Annotated in this window: 29 protein-coding genes and 1 pseudogene; 16 read left to right on the forward strand and 14 right to left on the reverse strand. The window is 50.0% G+C overall.

Going from position 1 to position 18,443, the window contains the following annotated elements:
• Positions 1 to 11: 11 nt before the first annotated feature.
• From SK36_RS08035 to SK36_RS08090, 13 genes and pseudogenes are all read right to left on the reverse strand, one after another.
• Positions 12 to 407, reverse strand: a complete 396-nt coding sequence (locus SK36_RS08035) for an MAPEG family protein (RefSeq protein WP_016153418.1) — start codon at positions 405 to 407, stop codon at positions 12 to 14.
• A 51-nt stretch (positions 408 to 458) separates the two neighbouring features.
• Positions 459 to 1,232 (reverse strand): DUF72 domain-containing protein, encoded by a 774-nt coding sequence (locus tag SK36_RS08040; RefSeq protein ID WP_048221258.1) that lies wholly within the window; start codon positions 1,230 to 1,232, stop codon positions 459 to 461.
• The gene (locus tag SK36_RS08045; protein ID WP_048221259.1) at positions 1,211 to 2,524 is read right to left on the reverse strand and encodes a tyrosine-type recombinase/integrase; all 1,314 of its coding nucleotides are present in this window, start codon (positions 2,522 to 2,524) and stop codon (positions 1,211 to 1,213) included. The genes SK36_RS08040 and SK36_RS08045 overlap by 22 nt, the downstream gene beginning before the upstream one ends.
• Positions 2,525 to 2,582: 58 nt before the next feature.
• Positions 2,583 to 2,819, reverse strand: coding sequence for an excisionase family protein (locus tag SK36_RS08050; RefSeq protein WP_046669980.1), 237 nt, complete (start codon positions 2,817 to 2,819; stop codon positions 2,583 to 2,585).
• A gap of 40 nt (positions 2,820 to 2,859) precedes the next feature.
• Positions 2,860 to 3,429: a 3'-5' exonuclease gene (locus SK36_RS08055; RefSeq protein ID WP_048221260.1), complete on the reverse strand. Its 570-nt coding sequence runs from the start codon at positions 3,427 to 3,429 to the stop codon at positions 2,860 to 2,862.
• 1 nt (position 3,430) lies between these two features.
• On the reverse strand, positions 3,431 to 4,057 hold the full coding sequence (locus SK36_RS08060; RefSeq protein ID WP_048221261.1) for a Lar family restriction alleviation protein: 627 nt from the start codon (positions 4,055 to 4,057) through the stop codon (positions 3,431 to 3,433).
• Positions 4,054 to 4,347 carry a hypothetical protein gene (locus tag SK36_RS08065; protein WP_048221262.1) on the reverse strand — a complete coding sequence of 98 codons (294 nt, stop codon included), beginning with the start codon at positions 4,345 to 4,347 and terminating at the stop codon, positions 4,054 to 4,056. Before SK36_RS08065 ends, SK36_RS08060 begins: the two co-directional genes overlap by 4 nt.
• Before the next feature lie 3 nt (positions 4,348 to 4,350).
• A pseudogene (locus SK36_RS23100) lies at positions 4,351 to 4,803 on the reverse strand (ead/Ea22-like family protein); the annotation flags it as partial.
• Between the two features lie 2 nt (positions 4,804 to 4,805).
• Positions 4,806 to 5,060, reverse strand: coding sequence for a hypothetical protein (locus SK36_RS08075; protein ID WP_048221263.1), 255 nt, complete (start codon positions 5,058 to 5,060; stop codon positions 4,806 to 4,808).
• Positions 5,057 to 5,233 (reverse strand): hypothetical protein, encoded by a 177-nt coding sequence (locus tag SK36_RS24845; RefSeq protein WP_196406181.1) that lies wholly within the window; start codon positions 5,231 to 5,233, stop codon positions 5,057 to 5,059. Before SK36_RS24845 ends, SK36_RS08075 begins: the two co-directional genes overlap by 4 nt.
• Positions 5,221 to 5,760 carry a hypothetical protein gene (locus SK36_RS08080; RefSeq protein ID WP_048221264.1) on the reverse strand — a complete coding sequence of 180 codons (540 nt, stop codon included), beginning with the start codon at positions 5,758 to 5,760 and terminating at the stop codon, positions 5,221 to 5,223. The genes SK36_RS24845 and SK36_RS08080 overlap by 13 nt, the downstream gene beginning before the upstream one ends.
• A gap of 128 nt (positions 5,761 to 5,888) precedes the next feature.
• Positions 5,889 to 6,716, reverse strand: a complete 828-nt coding sequence (locus SK36_RS08085) for a YfdQ family protein (protein ID WP_048221265.1) — start codon at positions 6,714 to 6,716, stop codon at positions 5,889 to 5,891.
• A 56-nt stretch (positions 6,717 to 6,772) separates the two neighbouring features.
• Positions 6,773 to 7,144, reverse strand: a complete 372-nt coding sequence (locus tag SK36_RS08090) for a hypothetical protein (RefSeq protein ID WP_001515608.1) — start codon at positions 7,142 to 7,144, stop codon at positions 6,773 to 6,775.
• 305 nt (positions 7,145 to 7,449) lie between these two features.
• On the opposite strand from SK36_RS08090, the gene SK36_RS08095 reads away from it, so the two are divergent.
• Positions 7,450 to 7,896 (forward strand): ECs1072 family phage-associated protein, encoded by a 447-nt coding sequence (locus SK36_RS08095; RefSeq protein ID WP_053069233.1) that lies wholly within the window; start codon positions 7,450 to 7,452, stop codon positions 7,894 to 7,896.
• A gap of 373 nt (positions 7,897 to 8,269) precedes the next feature.
• Here the strand turns inward: SK36_RS08095 and SK36_RS08100 are convergent, their stop codons facing one another.
• The gene (locus SK36_RS08100) at positions 8,270 to 8,962 is read right to left on the reverse strand and encodes an XRE family transcriptional regulator (RefSeq protein WP_048221266.1); all 693 of its coding nucleotides are present in this window, start codon (positions 8,960 to 8,962) and stop codon (positions 8,270 to 8,272) included.
• 97 nt (positions 8,963 to 9,059) lie between these two features.
• On the opposite strand from SK36_RS08100, the gene SK36_RS08105 reads away from it, so the two are divergent.
• The 15 genes from SK36_RS08105 to SK36_RS24990 all read left to right on the forward strand — a co-directional run bounded on the left by SK36_RS08105 (position 9,060) and on the right by SK36_RS24990 (position 18,415).
• Entirely contained in the window at positions 9,060 to 9,305 is a 246-nt protein-coding gene (locus SK36_RS08105; protein WP_048221267.1) for a helix-turn-helix domain-containing protein, read from the forward strand.
• A 10-nt stretch (positions 9,306 to 9,315) separates the two neighbouring features.
• Entirely contained in the window at positions 9,316 to 9,867 is a 552-nt protein-coding gene (locus SK36_RS08110) for a YmfL family putative regulatory protein (protein WP_048221268.1), read from the forward strand.
• A 172-nt stretch (positions 9,868 to 10,039) separates the two neighbouring features.
• The gene (locus SK36_RS23480; protein WP_003034732.1) at positions 10,040 to 10,219 is read left to right on the forward strand and encodes a DUF4222 domain-containing protein; all 180 of its coding nucleotides are present in this window, start codon (positions 10,040 to 10,042) and stop codon (positions 10,217 to 10,219) included.
• Entirely contained in the window at positions 10,209 to 11,075 is an 867-nt protein-coding gene (locus tag SK36_RS08120; RefSeq protein WP_048221270.1) for a conserved phage C-terminal domain-containing protein, read from the forward strand. The genes SK36_RS23480 and SK36_RS08120 overlap by 11 nt, the downstream gene beginning before the upstream one ends.
• Complete coding sequence (locus tag SK36_RS08125) at positions 11,075 to 11,950, forward strand: phage N-6-adenine-methyltransferase (protein WP_197086138.1); 876 nt, start codon at positions 11,075 to 11,077, stop codon at positions 11,948 to 11,950. Before SK36_RS08120 ends, SK36_RS08125 begins: the two co-directional genes overlap by 1 nt.
• Complete coding sequence (locus tag SK36_RS08130) at positions 11,947 to 12,333, forward strand: RusA family crossover junction endodeoxyribonuclease (RefSeq protein WP_000767088.1); 387 nt, start codon at positions 11,947 to 11,949, stop codon at positions 12,331 to 12,333. Before SK36_RS08125 ends, SK36_RS08130 begins: the two co-directional genes overlap by 4 nt.
• Positions 12,334 to 12,346: 13 nt before the next feature.
• Positions 12,347 to 13,033 carry a phage antirepressor KilAC domain-containing protein gene (locus SK36_RS08135; RefSeq protein ID WP_048221272.1) on the forward strand — a complete coding sequence of 229 codons (687 nt, stop codon included), beginning with the start codon at positions 12,347 to 12,349 and terminating at the stop codon, positions 13,031 to 13,033.
• Positions 13,030 to 14,025 carry a DUF968 domain-containing protein gene (locus SK36_RS08140; protein ID WP_048221273.1) on the forward strand — a complete coding sequence of 332 codons (996 nt, stop codon included), beginning with the start codon at positions 13,030 to 13,032 and terminating at the stop codon, positions 14,023 to 14,025. The genes SK36_RS08135 and SK36_RS08140 overlap by 4 nt, the downstream gene beginning before the upstream one ends.
• Positions 14,026 to 14,046: 21 nt before the next feature.
• Positions 14,047 to 14,787 (forward strand): bacteriophage antitermination protein Q, encoded by a 741-nt coding sequence (locus SK36_RS08145; RefSeq protein WP_048221274.1) that lies wholly within the window; start codon positions 14,047 to 14,049, stop codon positions 14,785 to 14,787.
• 218 nt (positions 14,788 to 15,005) lie between these two features.
• Positions 15,006 to 15,692, forward strand: a complete 687-nt coding sequence (locus tag SK36_RS08150; RefSeq protein ID WP_003839229.1) for a Rha family transcriptional regulator — start codon at positions 15,006 to 15,008, stop codon at positions 15,690 to 15,692.
• 151 nt (positions 15,693 to 15,843) lie between these two features.
• A complete protein-coding gene (locus SK36_RS08155; protein WP_000423994.1) occupies positions 15,844 to 16,341 on the forward strand; it encodes a hypothetical protein in 498 nt (165 codons plus the stop codon).
• 445 nt (positions 16,342 to 16,786) lie between these two features.
• Positions 16,787 to 17,065 (forward strand): phage holin, encoded by a 279-nt coding sequence (locus SK36_RS08160; RefSeq protein WP_001568784.1) that lies wholly within the window; start codon positions 16,787 to 16,789, stop codon positions 17,063 to 17,065.
• A complete protein-coding gene (locus SK36_RS08165) occupies positions 17,037 to 17,585 on the forward strand; it encodes a lysozyme (RefSeq protein WP_048221275.1) in 549 nt (182 codons plus the stop codon). Before SK36_RS08160 ends, SK36_RS08165 begins: the two co-directional genes overlap by 29 nt.
• Positions 17,582 to 18,088: a DUF2514 domain-containing protein gene (locus SK36_RS08170; protein ID WP_048221276.1), complete on the forward strand. Its 507-nt coding sequence runs from the start codon at positions 17,582 to 17,584 to the stop codon at positions 18,086 to 18,088. Before SK36_RS08165 ends, SK36_RS08170 begins: the two co-directional genes overlap by 4 nt.
• A gap of 162 nt (positions 18,089 to 18,250) precedes the next feature.
• A complete protein-coding gene (locus SK36_RS24990) occupies positions 18,251 to 18,415 on the forward strand; it encodes a YnfU family zinc-binding protein (RefSeq protein WP_215532526.1) in 165 nt (54 codons plus the stop codon).
• The last annotated feature ends 28 nt before the right edge of the window (positions 18,416 to 18,443 follow it).

The raw sequence follows: 18,443 nt of genomic DNA on the forward strand, positions 1-18,443 counted from the left end.
CGTATTGTGCGCTAATGCAGGGAGAAAACCAACTCCCAGGGCATATACCAAAGATTCGCCAGCACCATTAGCAACAGTGAACACCAGGTGGCGCTCATGCCAGAACGACGCCAGCGAAACAGGCGGTGGTGGAATCCGTAATAATGCATCAGTCGACCGGCAATCAAAATAAGCCCGCAAATATGCACCATCCACGTTTCTGCGCCGTTCATTTCCATAAATAACAGCAGCACTAATGCGACAGGAATATATTCCACTGCATTACCATGAATGCGGATAGCACTTTGCAGTTCACTAAAGCCGCCGTCGCCATAGGCAACGCGATACTGCATACGCAGGCGAACGACGTCAAAGGAGAACTTTATCAACAATAACGCACCTAATACGGCATAAAGCGCGCTTACCATACAAACTCCCTTTAAAATGGCTGATGGCACTGTCTATGATAGGTGGCATTTTCAGAAAAGAGAAGATTGCTGTGGAATAGATGGCGCTGATCCGATCTCTGGCAGCACGGTGCGCAGATCGCTCCATAGCGTATCCACCAGTTGTGGCGCTTGTGCGATGTCGGGCGTATGCAAGAACAGATATGGCGTTGAGGTCTGCCGCCAGAGCGATAGCTTTGCCAGCCAGACGGCAAAAAATTGCTGATTTTGCGGCATATCATCGCTACCGATAAACCGTACCATCGGATTGTTTGCTGTCACTACGGCATGAACCGGCACCTTCGGTTTCTTACGTTGCGCATCGCGTATGGCTTCAGTATGAGGGATTGCCGCGTGTACCGGGCGGCTATCTAAAACGACCCGATTGACCCCACGCTCATGCAGACCGCGATTAAGTTGTTTCTCTTCCTCGCCTTTGGCAAAAAACGCGGGATGACGCACTTCAACGCCGTAGGTAAAGGTTGCGGGGAGCGTATCGAGAAAATGCCACAAGGCATTGAGGTCACTCGGGCCAAAAGTCGCGGGTAACTGTAGCCAGTATTGCCCAATCCGTGCTTCCAGCGGGGACATCCGCGTTAAAAATTCCTGCACTAAATCGTCGCAGTTACGCAGCGCGGCCTGATGCGAAATTGTGGCTGGAAACTTAAAGCAGAACCGAAACGCGTCTGTGGTTTGAGCATGCCAGCGAGAAACGATATCGACTTTCGGCAGCGCGTACAGAGTAGTATTGCCTTCCACACAGTTAACATGACGGGCGTTAGTGGTTAACTTGCTGATTTTAATAATCCTCTACTGCTAGTTTGTGGTCTATGGGGCATCAATGGGGCAAAATCACCCAGCTTCTGATTCAGCATTGCGATCTGCTCTGCGTTATTGTCTGCCATCCATGCGCCGTACACATTGAAAACCATTTGCGCACTAGCGTGCCCCATCTGACTGGCAATAAAACTCGGGTTTGCACCAGCAGATAATGACCAGCACGCATAGGTATGCCGTGACTGGTACGCCTTTCTGTGTCTGATCCCTGCACGCTTTAATGCCGCTTCCCATGAGTCGCCTACAGAATCGACCCGGTAGATAAATCCGACCTGCTTACTGCGTCTGACCATATGCGGGTTAAAGACGAATGTACACTCATGGTTTACCGAACGGCCGTACTCACGTAACTGCACTTCAATGTGATATGGCCTGCCCAGCCTTGTCATTTCAGCCTGATTTTTCAGGATACTGATTGCTGGCTGGATAAGATGCACCACTCGATCTGTGCTTGCCTCTGTTTTTGGTAGAGTGAACTCACCAAGTTTCGTATAATTACGCCTGATGGTAATTGTTCCAGCTTTCAGATCGATATCTTCCCAGGCCAGGGAGACCAGTTCCCCGTGACGCATTCCTGTGTACACTGCTAATGACCACAGGTTTTTCGTCTGCTGATGCCGGCATGCATCTATCAGGCGAATAAATTCATCACGAGACAGAGGATCTGGTTCTGCCCTGGCTTTTTTCAGAGGCTTAATTCCCTCGAATGGGTTCACCTCTAAGTAACCGTGATCCGCAGCAAACTGAAACATTCCGGCCATTGTCGTCATGTAATAGTTCACAGTAACAACGCTTCGCCCTTTTGCCGGGGCTTTGTTTTTCGTCGGATTCTGGTAACCAGTTAGCAAATCTTTCCTGAGATACAGCAATTCCTCTTTGGTTACTGCTGACACCAGGCGATTACCTCTGATCCTCGGCACCATATTCCTTGCGACAGACTCATAGCGATTGAATGCGTTCGCGCAGATTTCCATCCGTTTCAGGTCCAGCCATTTTTCTTCAAGTTCTTTCACTGTAATGTCTTTTTTACTTACACCAAAAGCCTTGAGGTTAGGGGAGTCAGGAAACTGGGTTGCATAATCAAAGGTTCCTGTGCGGATGGCAAAACATACTGATGTCCGCAGTTCCCCGGCTATCTTCCTGTTCTTAGCGGTGTCAGGGACACCGAGACTTTCCCTGACACGCTTACCTTTAAAATTAAACCAGATGCGTAAAGTGCCACCGTGGTTTTCGACGCCTGTTGGATATGTGACTTTATCCATTGGTGTTACCTCCAGACGCCCAAGAGCGATACGAGCTTACCTTTTTCATGGCATCAAATCACCCTGGCTGCTTGCATTTCATTGAAGCGACCCAGGCATCTACAGCCTTTCTGTTATACATGCACTCACTGGACGGTTTTGGATTCCCGTCAGGCGAGACGTGGATATATTCCCTCCCAACCATCCAGCACTCTTTTCTGGCACGGAGGATGGTTCCGGGTTTGAGCCCGGTAACCGCGATCAGAACGCTTTCACAAACCCAATCGTTGGGAGCTAACTGGAAAATATTGCTCATAATTATTTCTCCATTATCCCGGCTGCACCCGGGGAAAACTTTAGCTGTTGCTGGTGGTTGGGATTAGTTTCTGCCAAATCTCTGAAACATATTTCGCCTGGTGGCGGGCATCAGCCAGTGCGTTATGTGCAACCCCATCAAATGGCATATCACGCTTAGGATCGAAACCTACAACTCTGCCCAATGTGACGATGGTTCTGACGTCGTGATCATTCCAAAATTGCCACGGGCAAACCTGGCCGGCACGCTCATATGCGCCGCGCAATATAACGTTGTCGAAAGTAGCTCCATTGCCCCAAACTTTTAAATATTTAGGGTTATCAGAATGCCGATTAATGAAATGGCTCAGTTCAGATAGGGCAGATGATATCGGCATCGCATCATCAACACAGATTGCTGATCGCGCTTCTGAGCTTTGTCTTAACCACCACAGAATAGTGTCACCATCCGGTACCGCTCCCTGCTCCATAGCGCTTTCAAGGTTAACGGCGGTGTAAAACTCCTGACCCAGTTCACCGCTTTGCGGATCGAAGAACACGGCACCAATGGAGACGATAGGGGCATTCGGTTTTTTGCCCATGGATTCGAGGTCGATCATTAAATTGTTCACGTTATATATTCTCCTGCTGAGGTGCTGCTTCGAAATGCTCGACACCTTTAGCCCAAATGGCCTTGATGTTCGTCCAACTGACTGGCACTGTTATCTCAATTCGACCGCTGCCGTCGCATGTTTCGCATTCATCATCACCAAAACACTCTGGGCAGTTTATAAATTTCGTTTCTGAAAACTCACCGGTCAGCACACTCTTTGCGCCGTTCTCAGCGGTTAGTTTCTTCGGAACCAGTACGTAACCATCATGAGTTACAAGAGAGTTGCCAGCCTGAAGCATGGCGGCGCGGCGGTTCCATACCTCACGCAACTTATCTCTCGCATCTATATCTGTGTGATATACGGTATCGGTCGAAATTCCACAAACGCTGCAAGATATCCAGTTGAGATTATCGTCATCATAATCAAACTCAGCGCCTCCTCCGCAGAGCGGGCATGGAAGAAGACCATTTTCATCAAGCTTCGCACCAAACGCCGCCATCACCCCATCAATCACCTTCACAGCATCAGCCATTGCGTAGCCGAGATTACCGCCGTCGCTTTGTGCTGCTGCTTTGCTGAGTATTTCGCGTATCTGGTGCAGGCGATCGAGTGATACAGGACCGTGCGCCGGGTGGTTAGTTGTCATGGTGTGCTCCAGTTATCTTCAATCGCCACGCCAAGTCGGTGTAGCCAGTCGGCCAGCTTCAGCATCGCTTCTCGTTCGCTTAATCTTTCTGGAAAGTCGGTAAGCTCGACCATCGGTTTAAACCGACCAAACGCATCGTTCTCAACAACAAGTTTTTGCTCAAGCGTGGTCTGCTTAACTTTGCTGTGATGCCGTAGCAGGTAAACTGACTTTGATTTTTTGGTTTCTGGGTCGTATTCGTAGGCAGTGAGTATCATCTGGCTACCGCCGCGATTCGTTCCTCGCCACATATCTCACTCCCCCTTCACACCAATGCCAGCGGCGCGGATTGCGTCGGCGCATTCATTTCTCATACCGGATGCGCCAGCAGCAAATCCCTCGTACCACTCAGCGTTAGAGCCGAGAACTGGAAGTTTAGGAAGGCAAACTGTCCGCGCCTCCAGTTCTGCTATGCGCTGTCGTAATGCTTTGATATCGCGATCAGCATTAGCCAGTAACCGATTTTCAAAGTTATGCTCTGCTATGCGCTTCTCTGCGGCTTCCAGCGCCCTAACCAATTCGTCTACCGTTCCGGCAGCCTGTAGAGCGTAATCAGTGATAACCAGCTCGTGATCAATTTCAGTGCCGTTCTCATTCGTTGAGGTGATAGCAAAATAATCAGAATCGATTTCGTTATCGGCTAAGTGGCGTAGCGTATCGGCAACAAGTTGACCGTTTTCGATTAGCAGCGCCTGTTTGTTGAGTGCTGTCATTGGGATGCTCCCTGTCTGGCGCTATTCAATAGCTGGTTAAACATCATGGTTAGGCTGTTACTGCACCCAAACGGCATATCGTTAACACGGTATGTTGGAATGCCTTTGCGAACACCAGACTTCACGATCCGGCCAGTACCATAGAGTTGCGATAATGCACCGGCGACCACAGGCGTCTTTTTATTCATCCCTTTAGCTATTTCACCGCTGGTGGTATTCGGATGAGCCTGGAGATATTCAAATACGGTCATGGCGTTTTACCTTTACGTTCCTGTTCCAGTTGCACCAGGGACTCTTTTAATGCTGCGAACGTAGCGTCCAGTCTGGTGGCGACTTCGCGCATAAGCGGTGCATGCTTTGGTGGCAATTCAGTAACGGAGGCAAAAGCCTCCGCTACGAGCTCTTTTACCTTCATGCGGCGCATTGGCGCAGCTCCACCAGTTCGTTAAAGCGATTCATGAACAGGCCATAGGCTTGACCAGGACGGAGAGGGATAACCTGAACGAGATCAGAGCAGGGAATACCTTCGAGAATTTCCCACTTCGAACCGTAATCGATTTCCAGATCACGGCGCTCGGTGGCTAACATGGTTAGATCGGCATATTTCACGACAGCAGCTTGTTCAAGTGAGATACCGAATTTAAAGCGGATAAGACCATCAATATAAGTTTCCATGCGCTGGTAGTCAGGCAGCAAGGCTTTGAGCGGGGCAGGAATATCTTGGCAATATGCCTCCGCAGCGTCGTGCATCAGCGCTTCAAAGGCGAACTCTGGCGGCACAATTTGGCTTACAAGCACAGAGTGCTGGGCCACGCTGTAGAACTCTGGGAGATGCCCAGCGAATCGACAGATGTTGGAAAGAGCAGTAGCGATATCCTCAACATCGATATCGTCGATAGTGGCGGTCAGGTAGTTAAATTTTTTGCCGGATAATGTCTGAATGTAGCTCATGGTTTTCTCCATATTGGCGCGCTGCACCGCGCAGATTTTGGTTGCACGAATCCCTCGCCGGTTGGCGATAATTAATGGAATTACGCTTCAATAAATCCCCGCGGCGCCGGGGATTTAATGCAGAGCAATTAGGCTTTAAAGTTACCGATGAAAGTTTCCACTGATTCACCTTCGAACTTGCTGATCAGCAAATCGCGGAATTCGTTGGCAATCTCTTCTTCCTGGGCTTCAAGTTGGACGATGCGCAGAACAAAGCAGGGTTCATCGCTGGTCAGCAGGCTGTTACGCAAGCTAAAGCGGCGTTCGTCCAGACCTTCATACGGCACACATTTGAACTCGAATGCCACAGGCATTACGTCTTTGCTGCTTGCTTCAACGCTTTGCATCAGCGATTTTTTACCGGCGAAATCACCAGTTTCATGGTCCTGCTGGGTTGCCTGTTGAATAGTGATACGACGCACAGCCTGAGCTGCCTGGGAAATCTGCATCGTATTGCCATCAGCATCAAACGCCAGCAGATAATCGCTCCAGTCTTCCAGCCATTCAGCGATTTGCTTTTGCTTCAGACGTTGACCGTCGATCTGCAGTAGCGCACGGAACGGGGCGGTTTTCTTCAGGGTGATTGAAGCAACGTTATCGGCGTGACCGGGATTATCCAGGGTGCCGATGTTGAACACTGAACGGGCGGTCATGTTGTCGGCGTCAATGAAGCAACGAGCTGGCTCACTGTCGCTGGCGTAACCTTTAGAATAACGTGCGAAGTCGTCAATACTGGTTGTGGTCATTGCGCCACGAAAGCGGAAACGCTCCAGAGAAAATCGCTCGAGGCTTTCAATGCCAGTACCCTCTGGCAGTAATGCGGTCGGGCAAGCCAGGCCATGAATATCATTCAGGTGATAACCGGAAAGAACCAGGTCTTTGACCTGCTTGAAGGTACCGCTGTCTAACTGAGACATAAAAATTCCTTATTAACTGATGATCAAAGTGGTATCAGTGAGTTTGTTGTTGCGGATCACTGAGCCGCTTTAAGCTTTCCATCCACCGCGCCAGTGATCCCGAACAGCTGACCCTGATCTTCCTGCAGGATGGTGAGCTTCCCGCCTTTATTGACCCACATCGGGGTTTCGGTTGTGTCCTCTTCGGAGGCTTTACCACGTGGTGTTGGGGTGCTGTAGTTCAGCTTGTGCTTGATCTTGACGCGCTTCTCTTCAACGGAATTACCCATGCGCTCAAAATCAAAGGTGAGGACTACTTTGCCTTTGTTGCCATTGTTCAGAACGCCAAGCGCGGTGGTATTAAGTGCTGCCGCGATTTTGTTCATGAACACGCCGGCATCCAGTTCGCCAAGAAAATCTGGCACTACGGTCATGCGGTCATTACTCATGGTTTTACCCTCGTTAAGGCGGCTGCAACCGCCGAAATTTCTCCATACACAACAGAGAAGGGCACCTGCATTGGTCGGCGGCTTGCAGAGACCGCTTTCTTTTGCCCGGGTGGATTGGGTTATGAGCCCGTCGCCCGGTGATGCCCTTTTCTGTTGTGCCCTGAAAAAGGCTGGCGGTTACCGGACAAGTGGGAAAACACCGGGCCGCCAGAACAGGGAGTTACTTGTTATTGCTTTGGCCTGCTTTTAACCACATCAGGCGTGGTGGTATCCTTCAAAGTCCCTACAACCCCGAAGGAATCAAAATGATTAATGGAATCGCTCACCTCTTTACGCAGATCAAAAGCAATATTGCTCAACTTCGCGGTATCCAAATCAGTGGCTATGTTGATAGCTCTGAAGTTTCCTGTGTCACAAACCGCGCTGTGCTAATCTGTGCTCTCGACATCATTCTCTATGAGCACCGTAAAAAGTACGGGAATCAACTCAATGGACTTAACGGAAAACAGGCTCTTCACCACAAGTTGCTTCTCAAATACAAATGGCCGCTGTCAGTAATTCGAGATTTAACACTTACTGATGCGCTGCTTGCCCTGCACGATGAAATCCAGTTCTCTGCTCTTCCGGAGCCAGCAAGTGAATATCTCTCGCGCATTACTCACTCAAATTACCCAGTTAACTTCCCTGATTATTTGGACGCTGAATGGGACCCTGAGCTGTCCGAGAAATTTCTAATTGAGATTCAAGGGTAGCTTCAGTGATCATTGAATCCACTTCTTCAAGCCTCCGCACACAGGAGGCTTTATCCATATGTAACTGACGAAGATGCGCCATTGCTTCAACCTTCTTACACAGCCACTGATAAAGCTCTTCGTTGTTCATGCTACCAGCATAAATATGTGGTTCGTTCTCTTTCATCCTTAAACCCCTTGAGAATTTATGTGTTAGCTAATCATCCCGGCCTTCATATGCCCCGGGCGGCTACTTCGTGGGCGTCCTGCCTGTTCGCTATGGAGTAGACAATAAAATTAAATTGCGAATAACGCAAGTATTAAATTGCGATTTGCGCAATATCGAGGCGTAAAAAAACCGCCGTAAAGGCGGTTTCAACATTGATATGTAGTGTCAGGCGTGGCGTTTGAATGATTGAGATTGGCTTATCATTACCTTCCCAAAAATGTAAAAACGGTGTTCGTTTGTCTCATCCACAGACCATTCTCTATATTTTGGGTTATCCGATATCACCAACAACTTATCAGGTATCATCTGTAATCGTTTGACGTAAATTTTATCATCAAAACCAAATACATATATTCCATCACCATCGAATTCATGAATAGAGATATCAACGAAGAGAAGATCACCAGGTTCGATAGTCTCAGCCATACTGTCGCCTCGAACGTTGATTACTTTTACTTGATCTGCCGTTCTTCCGCCGAACATCGCTAGCGCACGTTCATTGTTGTATTCGATTGACCTGATGACATCAATAATATCGCTGCCTTGAATAAAGCCACCACCAGCGCTGGCACTTACATCAAGAATCTCCACTCTAAACACAGATCCATCTCCAGAATGTGGGTTACTACCACTGTGTTCACATACAGTAGTTTTATTTCCGCCTGGAGTAAATAGATCAGCAACGCTAACGCCTAAAGCTTGAGCATATTTGCTAAGTGATTGTTCAGTAAATGACTTCTGTTTGCCGGTTTCTACGCGCGAGATGTTAGCTCCGTCGACACCAACGGCTTCAGCAAGATCAGCGATTTTTAGACCCTTCGCTGTGCGAAGTTCTCTTATGCGGTTTCCTATGTTCATGCGTCTATTACATGTTTTTTTTGCGTGATGTGCAAAGCAACTTGCGCAAGTCGTACGTTCCAATTAATATGCGTATTACGCAATTAAAGGAGGGTATATGCAATCACCGTTACGAATCTTGCGTAAATCGCAAGGTATGACTCTTTCCTGTGTAGCAAAAGGGGTTGATATCGACCCGGGAAATCTAAGTCGGATAGAGCGAGGGCAGCAAATTGCTTCCCTAGATATTGCTGAACGTCTAGTCCGTTTCTTCTCGGGAAAAATCAATGAGCTAGAAATTCTTTACCCACATCGCTATTCGAACTGTACAGGCGCGAGTACAGACATAAAACCACAGGAATAAGGGGTTAACCGTGGGTAACGAACCTATTTGGAAAGTTGAACGCCAGCCAGCCTGGCTGGTGGTAGCGATTAAAAGAACGATTACCGATCTACCTGGTGGTTATGCCGAGGCGGCGGAATGGTTGGGCGTGACAGAGAACGCATTGTTTAACCGCCTTCGTGTCGACGGGGATCAGATCTTCCCTATGGGATGGGCGATGGTATTACAGAAAGCCGCCGGTGTTAGCTACATAGCTGACGCGTTTTCTCGTCAAACAGATAACGGGATCCATATCCCGGGCGCGGCACCAGAAACAGAGAACGAAGAGATTGGCTTAAAGCTGGCTGAGCTGGTGGGAAGGCTTGGTGACCTGGTTAACGCATATCGTCGATACATCGATGATGGTGTGGTTGATAAAGGGGAGTGGGACAGTCTGAACGAAATCGCCTACCAGTTCCGGGTAACGCTTATGACGTTTCTGAACCTGATTTCACGAGTCTATTGCCTTCCAGAAAAGAGTGACGCCCGCGAGTGTGCAGCTCCGGGCGCCTTGGCGAACAACTCTTCGAGTATGGAGAAATAATCCGCATGAGCAATTTAATCGTAAATCCTCACTTACCGCAACTACGAATGATCCCGGTGCCGGGTCTTCCGCTGTTTCGGTATGAATGCAAAGTATCAAATCGCTGGGTGTCATGTAACCACAGCCAGGCTGCCGTAATTGTGGGGGTCTACTATCGGAGGGCAAAACGCCTGTGCGCGAACTTAACCGAAGGTTCAAAGATCACCGCGGAGTGCCAGTCCGTGTTATCCGCTGGGAGCCAGAAACGCAGCGCGTTATCTACCTGCGAGATGGCTATCCACACGAATGCTTCAGCCCACTTGAGCATTTCAGGCAAAAGTTCAGGGAGATAACGGACGATCATGAGCACTAAATTAACCGGCTACGTATGGGATGGTTGCGCAGCGTCGGGCATGAAGTTGTCTAGTGTTGCGATCATGGCTCGCCTTGCTGACTTCAGCAGCGATGAAGGTGTGTGCTGGCCGTCAATTGAAACTATTGCTCGCCAGCTTGGCGCAGGCCCGAGCACTATCAGAACAGCAATCGCAAAGCTTGAAAAAGATGGCTGGCTCACACGTACACAGCGCCGTAATGGTAACCGTAATGCTTCGAACGTGTATCGGCTGAATGTGGCGAAACTTCAGACTGCCGCATTTTCTCAACTGTCAGATTCTGACACGTCAAAATCTGACGCATCAAAATATGACGCCTCAAAAACTGACCCGTCGAAATCTGGCAAAAACGGAGGTTTTGACCCGTCAGAATCTGGCGGGGATCCGTCAGTAAAATCAAAACAAGATCCACAAGTAACTTCAAAACCCTCTTGTCCGGTTGCGGCGCAACCCGACCCTGAGGTTGTGATTACTGATCAGGCCAGACAGGTTTTGTCTTACCTGAATCAGACTACTGGCTCACGCTACCAGGTATGCAGCACGTCGCTGGAGAATATTCGCGCCCGTCTTCGGGAACAATTCACGGTTGATGATCTGTGCCTTGTGGTGGATTACAAAAACGCTGATTGGCGTGATAGCGAGCAGGCTCAATACCTCCGCCCGGCAACTCTGTTTATTCCAAAAAACTTCCCCGGTTACCTGCAAAGCGCGACCAAATGGTCTGCCGCTGGGCGACCTGAACGCGTTAACGGTAAATGGGCGACTAACTCAGCCAGCCGCGCAAACTTCCAAAATGTTGACTACTCACTGCCAGAAAATTCGGGGTTCCGCTCATGATGCCAAATAAATATTGCCAGGCGCTGGCAGCACTGCGCAGCAAACCAGCCCATGAATTGAAAGAGGTTGGCGATCAGTGGCGAACACCAGATCTGCTTTTTTGGGGCATCAATGCGATGTTCGGCCCCCTGACGCTGGATCTGTTTGCTGACGACGATAACGCGAAGTGCCCGGTCTGGTACACCGCCGAAGATAACGCGCTGACGCAGGACTGGTCTGAACGTCTGGCAGAACTGGGCGGCGCAGGTTATGGCAACCCACCGTATAGCCGTTCGCAGTACCACGAGAAACAGGCGATCACTGGTATGACGCACATCATGAAGTACGCAGCAGCCCAGCGCGAGAAGGGCGGTCGCTATGTATTCCTGATAAAAGCCGCGCCGAGTGAAACGTGGTGGCCGGAAGATGCCGATCACATTGTATTCATTCGCGGGCGCATTGGGTTCGATCTGCCTGTGTGGTTTGTACCTGCTGACGAAAAACAGAAGCCCACCAGCGCGTTTTTTGCCGGTGCTATAGCTGTCTTCGATAAGTCCTGGCGCGGCGAGCATTTCAGCTACATCAGCCGTACCGAACTGGAAGAAAAAGGGAAGGCGTTCATGTCGCTGGTCACATTTGCCGCTTGCAAGGCCCAGCAGGCAGAAACAGTACAGCCACCTGCGCCGCTGACATCACCAGAAGTTGAATCGCGTATTTGGCCTCTCGAGGTTGGTCTGGTGTTTAACCAAGTGGAAGGCGTTGATGTATTGAGCGAGGCCCAGCAGAACAAACTGAAAGCCAACATCAATCAACTCTGGCTGGAACGTACGGCCACCAGCGAAATCATTACTGCTGCTTCTGAACTTGTTCGCAATATGCGGGGAGAGGCCGCGTGAAACTGATCCTGCCTTTTCCTCCGAGCGTAAACACTTACTGGCGCGCCCCTAACAAGGGGCCACTGGCCGGTCGTCACCTCATTAGCGCTGATGGCCGTAAATACCAGAGCGCTGCCTGCGTGGCGATCATTGAGCAATTACGACGTCTCCCGAAGCCATCGACTGAACTGGCAGCGGTAGAAATCACTCTGTACCCGCCGGATGCGCGCCGCCGGGATATCGATAATTACAACAAAGCCCTGTTTGACGCGCTGACGCATGCGGGTGTCTGGGAAGACGACAGCCAGATTAAGCGCATGCTGGTGGAATGGGGACCCGTAGTGCCGAAAGGTCGGGTAGAGATAACGATCAGCAGATATGAACCGGCGGGTGCAGCCGCCTGATATGGAGAAAAGTATGAGCCAGTTAATCGTGAATGGTGTAGTAACAATGTCCAGCCGTGATATTGCGGATCTGGTTCAGAGTAAACACAGTGACGTGAAACGCTCGGCTGAGCGTCTTGTTGCTGCGGGAATTTTAACCGCGCCATTGGCGCAGTTCGATTTTGAGCATAACGGTAATGTGTACCAGGAGTATCGTTTTAACAAACGCGACTCTCTGGTGATTGTTGCCAGATTATCACCTGAATTTACCGCCGCGGTCGTCGATCGCTGGCAGGAACTGGAAGAAGGACAGAGTGTCAGTGTTCCCCGCTCATTACCGGAAGCGCTTCGCCTGGCTGCTGATTTAGCCGAGCAGAAAGAGCAACTGACGATCCAGCTGGCAGCCGCGGCGCCAAAAGTGGAGTTTGTTGATCGTTATTGCTCTGCAAAAGGCTCCATGTCATTCCGGCAGGTAGCCAAATTGCTTAACGCAAAAGAAACTGAGTTTCGTCTGTTCCTTATTGAACGCAATATCCTGTATCGACTCGGCGGCACACTTACCCCCATGGCGCAGCACATTTCCGGGGGAAGATTTGAAGTTAAGACGGGAACATCGAGCACATCCAATCACGCATTCAGCCAGACGCGTTTCACTGCCAAGGGAGTACGCTGGATTGGTGGTTTGTGGGCTGAACATATTGCAGGGGGGCAGGCGGCGTGAGGGCTTTGTTAACTCCTGAAGTCGCCCATCGCATGGGGATTGTGTTGTTTCGTCCCGGCGCGGAACTGATGCACCTCTTTATGCGCGGTCGCGTTCTGCTCGAGCCTGAACCAGAAGAAATGGCGTCATTCAGTACAGGAGCTGTTCCCGCCGCCATTCAGCCGCTGGCTGATGATCCGGTAATGCGGCAGGTCTTCGAGAATGATCGGGTTATTCAACGTGCCGGTGGGCTTCCTTCCCTTGAGCAATGGTTGAGTAATCGGTTTGAATGCCAGTGGCCACATTCATCGTGGCACGACAAGAACTTCACAACAATGCGGCACCCACCAGGAAGTATTCGCCTGTGCTGGCATTGCGATCACACTTTGTCGGGGCAGCATACCGAACAGCTTGCAGGTATAGCGGCAGGAAACCTGGTATCCTGGATTCTGGAAGTCATTCGGCGTGATTCTGGTTTTCCCGAGTCGCATATCCTTACGCTTCCGGAACTGTGCTGGTGGATGGTCAGAAACGACCTGGCTGATGTTATTCCGGAAAGCGTTGCGCACAAGGGGCTACGCCTTCCGGATGAGAAGATCCGCTCGGTCATGAGGGAAAGCGACATTGTGCCTTCCGCTTCTGCAGCCAGCATCGTGCAGGAGAAGGCGAAGAAGATCCTCACTCTCTCTGTTGATCCGGAGTCTCCAGAATCTTTCATGCTCAGGCCAAAGCGACGCCGCTGGATAAATGAGACTTACACCCGCTGGGTAAAAACACAACCCTGTGAGTGTTGCCGACGGCCAGCAGATGATCCGCACCATATCGTAGGGCACGGTATGGGTGGTACAGCAACAAAAGCCCATGACCTCTTCGTGATCCCTCTGTGCAGAGAGTGCCACGATGAGCTGCACGCCGATGTACCGGCATTCGAGCAGAAGCATGGTACGCAGCTTGAGCTGCTACTGCGTTTTATGGATCGGGCGCTGGCGATCGGCGTAATTGCGAAAGCTTAAGTGTATGGAGCGCAAAGAAGCATGAATCAGCAAGACCTGAATTTTGTAAGAATAGAATTGCGCCGCGCGCTACCTGACCTCTCTGGGGGAACAAAAGGGCAGCTTGAGGCTTTCAGTGAACACCCACCAGCAGACAAAAATGCCACCCCGCGCCGTGGAATTCATCTCGTCGAACTCGAAGGAGAGAAGGGGCCACGTTTTGTTAACTCGCTTTCCGCGCCACTGTATGTACTGGAAACACGCAGCCGCCGCAGGCCAATGCCGCCGATAAAAGATGCGGAATTTGAGTCCGCGCCGTGGCGTAGGGCTGTGTCCGCGCTTAGTGGATACCAGCAGGCCTGGTTGCGGTACTGCTACGGTTTTGACCTTAGCTATAAGCACCAGGTGATGATGTGTGAATACGTCTGGAAAACTTATCAGAAATGCCTGGGTGATAATTCCCTTCAGGAGCGCGTAGTAAAGAAACTGATAGGTCTGGTATGGCTGGCAGGGCAGGAAATTGCCGCAACCCGAAACAATGAAACCTATAAAGACTACGCTGGTGCGGCACTGGCCCGTATGGTTAGCGTTGACCGTTCAACGTGGTTGCGTGTCTATTCAGGGCACTGGGCTGGGTTAAAGGCTGCTTTTACCCAGCTTGATGAATCTGCGTTGGCAATGGCTCTTGAATACTATGAGGAAGAAGAAGCCCTCAAAGTGGCAGAAATGAGAAGTAAATTTCACTATCTCCTTCAAACGCGCTTGCAAAATGCAACAAAATAAGCCATATTTGAAGCATATTTGATATGTTGCCAAAGTTTTATAAACCCGCCAGTGAGCGGGTTTTTTTGTATCCGCATTTCCTGCGCACCGCCCGCGCATCCATCACGTCGAACCAATCCATTTGAAATGAGCCTTTGAGGAAGTCGGTTAGCGCTGGCGAGCCTCGACGGGCTGATTTCCTGTGCGGCAAAGGTTCATCTCAAAGTAAGGTAAACGCCATGCAATTAGTTGAAATTAAAAAACTCGACCTTGTAACCAGCACTGTCTCTATTGCTGACGGGGTTGGGCGTGATCATGACACCGTCATTAAGTTAGTGGACCGTAACAAGGCTGATCTTGAAGAATTTGGAAGGGTCGGATTTGAAATCCGAACCATTCAAACTGACGGTGGTCTTCAAAAGCGTCGAGTGGCGCTACTGAATGAACAGCAAACCACTCTACTGATCACCTACATGCGTAATAACGATGTTGTCCGCAAGTTCAAAAAGAAACTGGTTGCTGAGTTCTTCCGCATGCGTGGCGCTCTGGCGGGCAAAAAAATGGATCGCAACACCGCCCGTCTGGAATATCGCCCGATGAGCGATGCCATTAAGCATGAGCGTGAAGTGCAGGGTAAAGAAATCAAGCCTTACCACTTCAGCAACGAAGCCGATTTGATTAACCGCATCGCGCTCGGTATGACGGCGGCAAAATTTCGTGTTTACCACGACCTCGACAAAAAAGAGAACATCCGTGACTACCTGACGCCGGAGCAGATCCACTGCGTAACTGAGTTGCAGCGGGCCAATACAGTTTTCATTGGCATGGGCTGGGACTTTGAGCAGCGCAAAGAGGCGCTAAAGGGTGTATTTGATCGCAATCATCGCCAGCCGCTGATTGAAGAACAGCACAGTTTAGCAGCGTAATGAGCGTCACTTCGACACACAGCCTAATCATTGGAACCCTGCCATTCGGCGGGGTTTTTGCTTTTCGCACTCAGTGTAAGTGAAATATAACCATGTGCTTTCAGGGTGAGTTACTATGCAGATTCCTTTCAAAAGTTGTCTGGAGAGTGGCATGGAATTAACATTTAAGGATCTGAAAGAAAAACGCACTAAACTGGTCGAGGCGCAATGGAAGTTACAGGATAAACTTCAGGAGAAGGCGAGCGAACTACTACGAGAGTATTCAGGTTCTCTTGATCTTACATCTCGTGAGTGGACTGGTTCTGACGGAACAAGATGGCCTTATGTGGACATTGGTATTTGGGAGGAGGAGGGGAAGTTCTTTCCTGTCTTAATCCCCCAACTCAATATGGACAGCCGTTACCACTTGAATTTCGTGATTGCAACCACTCTTGATGATTCTCCGCTAACAGGTGGCTACAGGCAGGGCGTAAGCATCTCACTCTGGTATGAGAACTCATCATTTTATGCTGAAGTAGGCTCAGGAGACGACGTCTCCCGTTTTTCTGTCTCATCTCAGCTGGGTGGATTTTATCAGGTATGCAACGCTATTAAGGCGTTAATTAGCTCTTCTATGGATCGCGCCATGCCAGATATTCCAGCGAATTAATAAAGCATAAACATCTTTCAGGGCTATGCAAATGCATGGCCTTTTCTATATCCCGTTGTGAAATGTTCCTGAGGCATGGGTTGTCAGCCAAAGGATCACCGGGAGACACCCGGCACCACGCATCCATTATTGCATAGCAAAAAGGCTCACAACGGTGGAACTTTTAGCAGGGCGAAAAAAAGCCCGCATTGGGTTGCGGGCATAACAGAGAACAAATAGCTAATATTCAAGTTGTCTTTCATCAACTTGTCAGAAGAATTTAACCTTAAGAAAAATTGATGTAAAGACAATATTGATTTCTGGTTACAGGCTGCGCATTTGCGTGGCCTTTTTCGTATTCAGGCTCACGGGAATCATCCGCTACGTGCTTTGTTGATAAATCCAGCCCGTGAAGCCTGACCCTTTTCAAACACACAGCGCCATCCGAATAATCGGAGGTGAGGCTATGACCAGAATGAGCACCATTTACAGCAGACTTTCATATGGAACAGGAACCACGCTGACCGGCTGCGGTGTATCAGCGAAGGCATATGCCGAAACAGCCAAAACAGCAAAAGAGGTGTCCTGGATGTTGGCCGACAGAATTGCAGGGTTAAGCCTGAGCGACTGGGCAATTATTGTCGGTATCGCATGCACCGTTATTACCTGTGCAGTGAACTGGTATTTCCGCTGGAAAGAACGGGAGGATCGTCGCAATGGCTATGCCACAAAAGCTGAGGAATAAGCTGAGCGCAGCGGTCGTTGGTCTGATTCTTGCGGGGGCTTCCGCGCCCGTGATTCTCGATCAGTTTCTGGATGAGAAAGAGGGTAACAGACTGACAGCATATCGCGACGGCGGTGGAATATGGACTATTTGCCGTGGTGCCACGGTGATTGATGGTAAGCCAGTAGTTCATGGAATGAAGCTGTCTGCTGAGAAATGTTCCAAGGTGAACGCCATAGAACGCGACAAGGCGCTGGCGTGGGTTGAGCGAAACATCAAGGTGCCACTGACCGAACCACAGAAGGCTGGGATCGCATCTTTTTGTCCGTATAACATCGGCCCCGGAAAATGTTTCCCATCTACGTTTTATAAGCGAATTAATGCGGGCGACCGTAGAGGTGCCTGTGAAGCGATCCGCTGGTGGATTAAAGACGGTGGCCGCGACTGTCGTTTGACCAAAGGCCAGAAAAGCGGCTGCTACGGACAGGTAGAAAGGCGAGACCAGGAAAGCGCGCTGGCGTGCTGGGGGTTAGACCAGTGAGCCTGCGCTATAGGTTTATTGCCATTTCGCTGCTGACGGCTGTCGCATTCATCGCGGGAAACGTATGGAGTAACCGTGGTTGGGAAAAGAAGTGGGCGGAACGTGATAGCGCGGAATCATCGCAAACAGCGAACGCACAGACCGCAGCCCGCATGATTGAACAAGGGCGTATTATTGCCCGTGATGAGGCTGTAAGAGATGCACAAGCACAAGCCGCTAAATCGGCCGCTACTGCTGCTGGTTTGTCTGCCACTGTTAGCCAGCTGCGCGCCGAAGCAACAAAACTTGCCACCCGCCTGGACGCCGCAAAGCACACCGCAGATCTTGCCGCTGCCGTCAGAAGCAAAACAGCCGGAGCCGACGCCGCAGTGCTCGCCGACATGCTCGGACGCCTTGCAGAAGAAGCTCGATATTATGCTGGACGAGCTGACGAAAGCTACCGCGCTGGAATGACGTGTGAGCGGATTCATGACTCGGTGAGAGAGTCAAATAGCCAACAATGAGCTTCGCAATCAGCAGTCGCCAGATGAAAGAGAATAAGCATGTACTGGCTGTTGAGCATGAGTACATTATGCATCCACATTTGCTAGTTGGATGACAGCAATTGGTTAATAATTGAACGGAATGCGGTATGATAAACCACATTCATTAAAAGGTCAGCCATCATGTCATTCTTCGATTACGCAATGCAGCGTGTTGGGCTTGTAGCCAATATGACTGTCACGTGTCCGATATGTGGACATAAATCTACTCAGTCGACCACGAAAGTACGTCAGCAACAGGTATTACTTTGCCCAAAGTGTAAATCGCTTTTTATCATTCACAGGTAGTCGGTCGCGATACAAATAACCCTAGGCC

The sequence above is a fragment of the Citrobacter sp. MGH106 genome, from assembly GCF_001037495.1.
GTDB lineage: Bacteria > Pseudomonadota > Gammaproteobacteria > Enterobacterales > Enterobacteriaceae > Citrobacter > Citrobacter murliniae.

Coding starts and splice junctions, on each gene's coding strand:
- SK36_RS08035 (WP_016153418.1), bottom strand. CDS start 407: ATGGTAAGCGCGCTTTATGCCGTATTAGGTGCGTTATTGTTGATAAAG.
- SK36_RS08155 (WP_000423994.1), top strand. CDS start 15,844: ATGGAATTAACATTTAAGGATCTGAAAGAAAAACGCACTAAACTGGTC.
- SK36_RS24845 (WP_196406181.1), bottom strand. CDS start 5,233: ATGCGCCGCATGAAGGTAAAAGAGCTCGTAGCGGAGGCTTTTGCCTCC.
- SK36_RS08065 (WP_048221262.1), bottom strand. CDS start 4,347: ATGTGGCGAGGAACGAATCGCGGCGGTAGCCAGATGATACTCACTGCC.
- SK36_RS08050 (WP_046669980.1), bottom strand. CDS start 2,819: ATGAGCAATATTTTCCAGTTAGCTCCCAACGATTGGGTTTGTGAAAGC.
- SK36_RS08080 (WP_048221264.1), bottom strand. CDS start 5,760: ATGAGCTACATTCAGACATTATCCGGCAAAAAATTTAACTACCTGACC.
- SK36_RS08125 (WP_197086138.1), top strand. CDS start 11,075: ATGCCAAATAAATATTGCCAGGCGCTGGCAGCACTGCGCAGCAAACCA.
- SK36_RS08120 (WP_048221270.1), top strand. CDS start 10,209: ATGAGCACTAAATTAACCGGCTACGTATGGGATGGTTGCGCAGCGTCG.
- SK36_RS24990 (WP_215532526.1), top strand. CDS start 18,251: ATGTCATTCTTCGATTACGCAATGCAGCGTGTTGGGCTTGTAGCCAAT.
- SK36_RS08095 (WP_053069233.1), top strand. CDS start 7,450: ATGATTAATGGAATCGCTCACCTCTTTACGCAGATCAAAAGCAATATT.
- SK36_RS08085 (WP_048221265.1), bottom strand. CDS start 6,716: ATGTCTCAGTTAGACAGCGGTACCTTCAAGCAGGTCAAAGACCTGGTT.
- SK36_RS08145 (WP_048221274.1), top strand. CDS start 14,047: ATGAATCAGCAAGACCTGAATTTTGTAAGAATAGAATTGCGCCGCGCG.
- SK36_RS08100 (WP_048221266.1), bottom strand. CDS start 8,962: ATGAACATAGGAAACCGCATAAGAGAACTTCGCACAGCGAAGGGTCTA.
- SK36_RS08160 (WP_001568784.1), top strand. CDS start 16,787: ATGACCAGAATGAGCACCATTTACAGCAGACTTTCATATGGAACAGGA.
- SK36_RS08165 (WP_048221275.1), top strand. CDS start 17,037: ATGGCTATGCCACAAAAGCTGAGGAATAAGCTGAGCGCAGCGGTCGTT.
- SK36_RS08075 (WP_048221263.1), bottom strand. CDS start 5,060: ATGACCGTATTTGAATATCTCCAGGCTCATCCGAATACCACCAGCGGT.
- SK36_RS08135 (WP_048221272.1), top strand. CDS start 12,347: ATGAGCCAGTTAATCGTGAATGGTGTAGTAACAATGTCCAGCCGTGAT.
- SK36_RS08060 (WP_048221261.1), bottom strand. CDS start 4,057: ATGACAACTAACCACCCGGCGCACGGTCCTGTATCACTCGATCGCCTG.
- SK36_RS08090 (WP_001515608.1), bottom strand. CDS start 7,144: ATGAGTAATGACCGCATGACCGTAGTGCCAGATTTTCTTGGCGAACTG.
- SK36_RS08105 (WP_048221267.1), top strand. CDS start 9,060: ATGCAATCACCGTTACGAATCTTGCGTAAATCGCAAGGTATGACTCTT.
- SK36_RS08150 (WP_003839229.1), top strand. CDS start 15,006: ATGCAATTAGTTGAAATTAAAAAACTCGACCTTGTAACCAGCACTGTC.
- SK36_RS08045 (WP_048221259.1), bottom strand. CDS start 2,524: ATGGATAAAGTCACATATCCAACAGGCGTCGAAAACCACGGTGGCACT.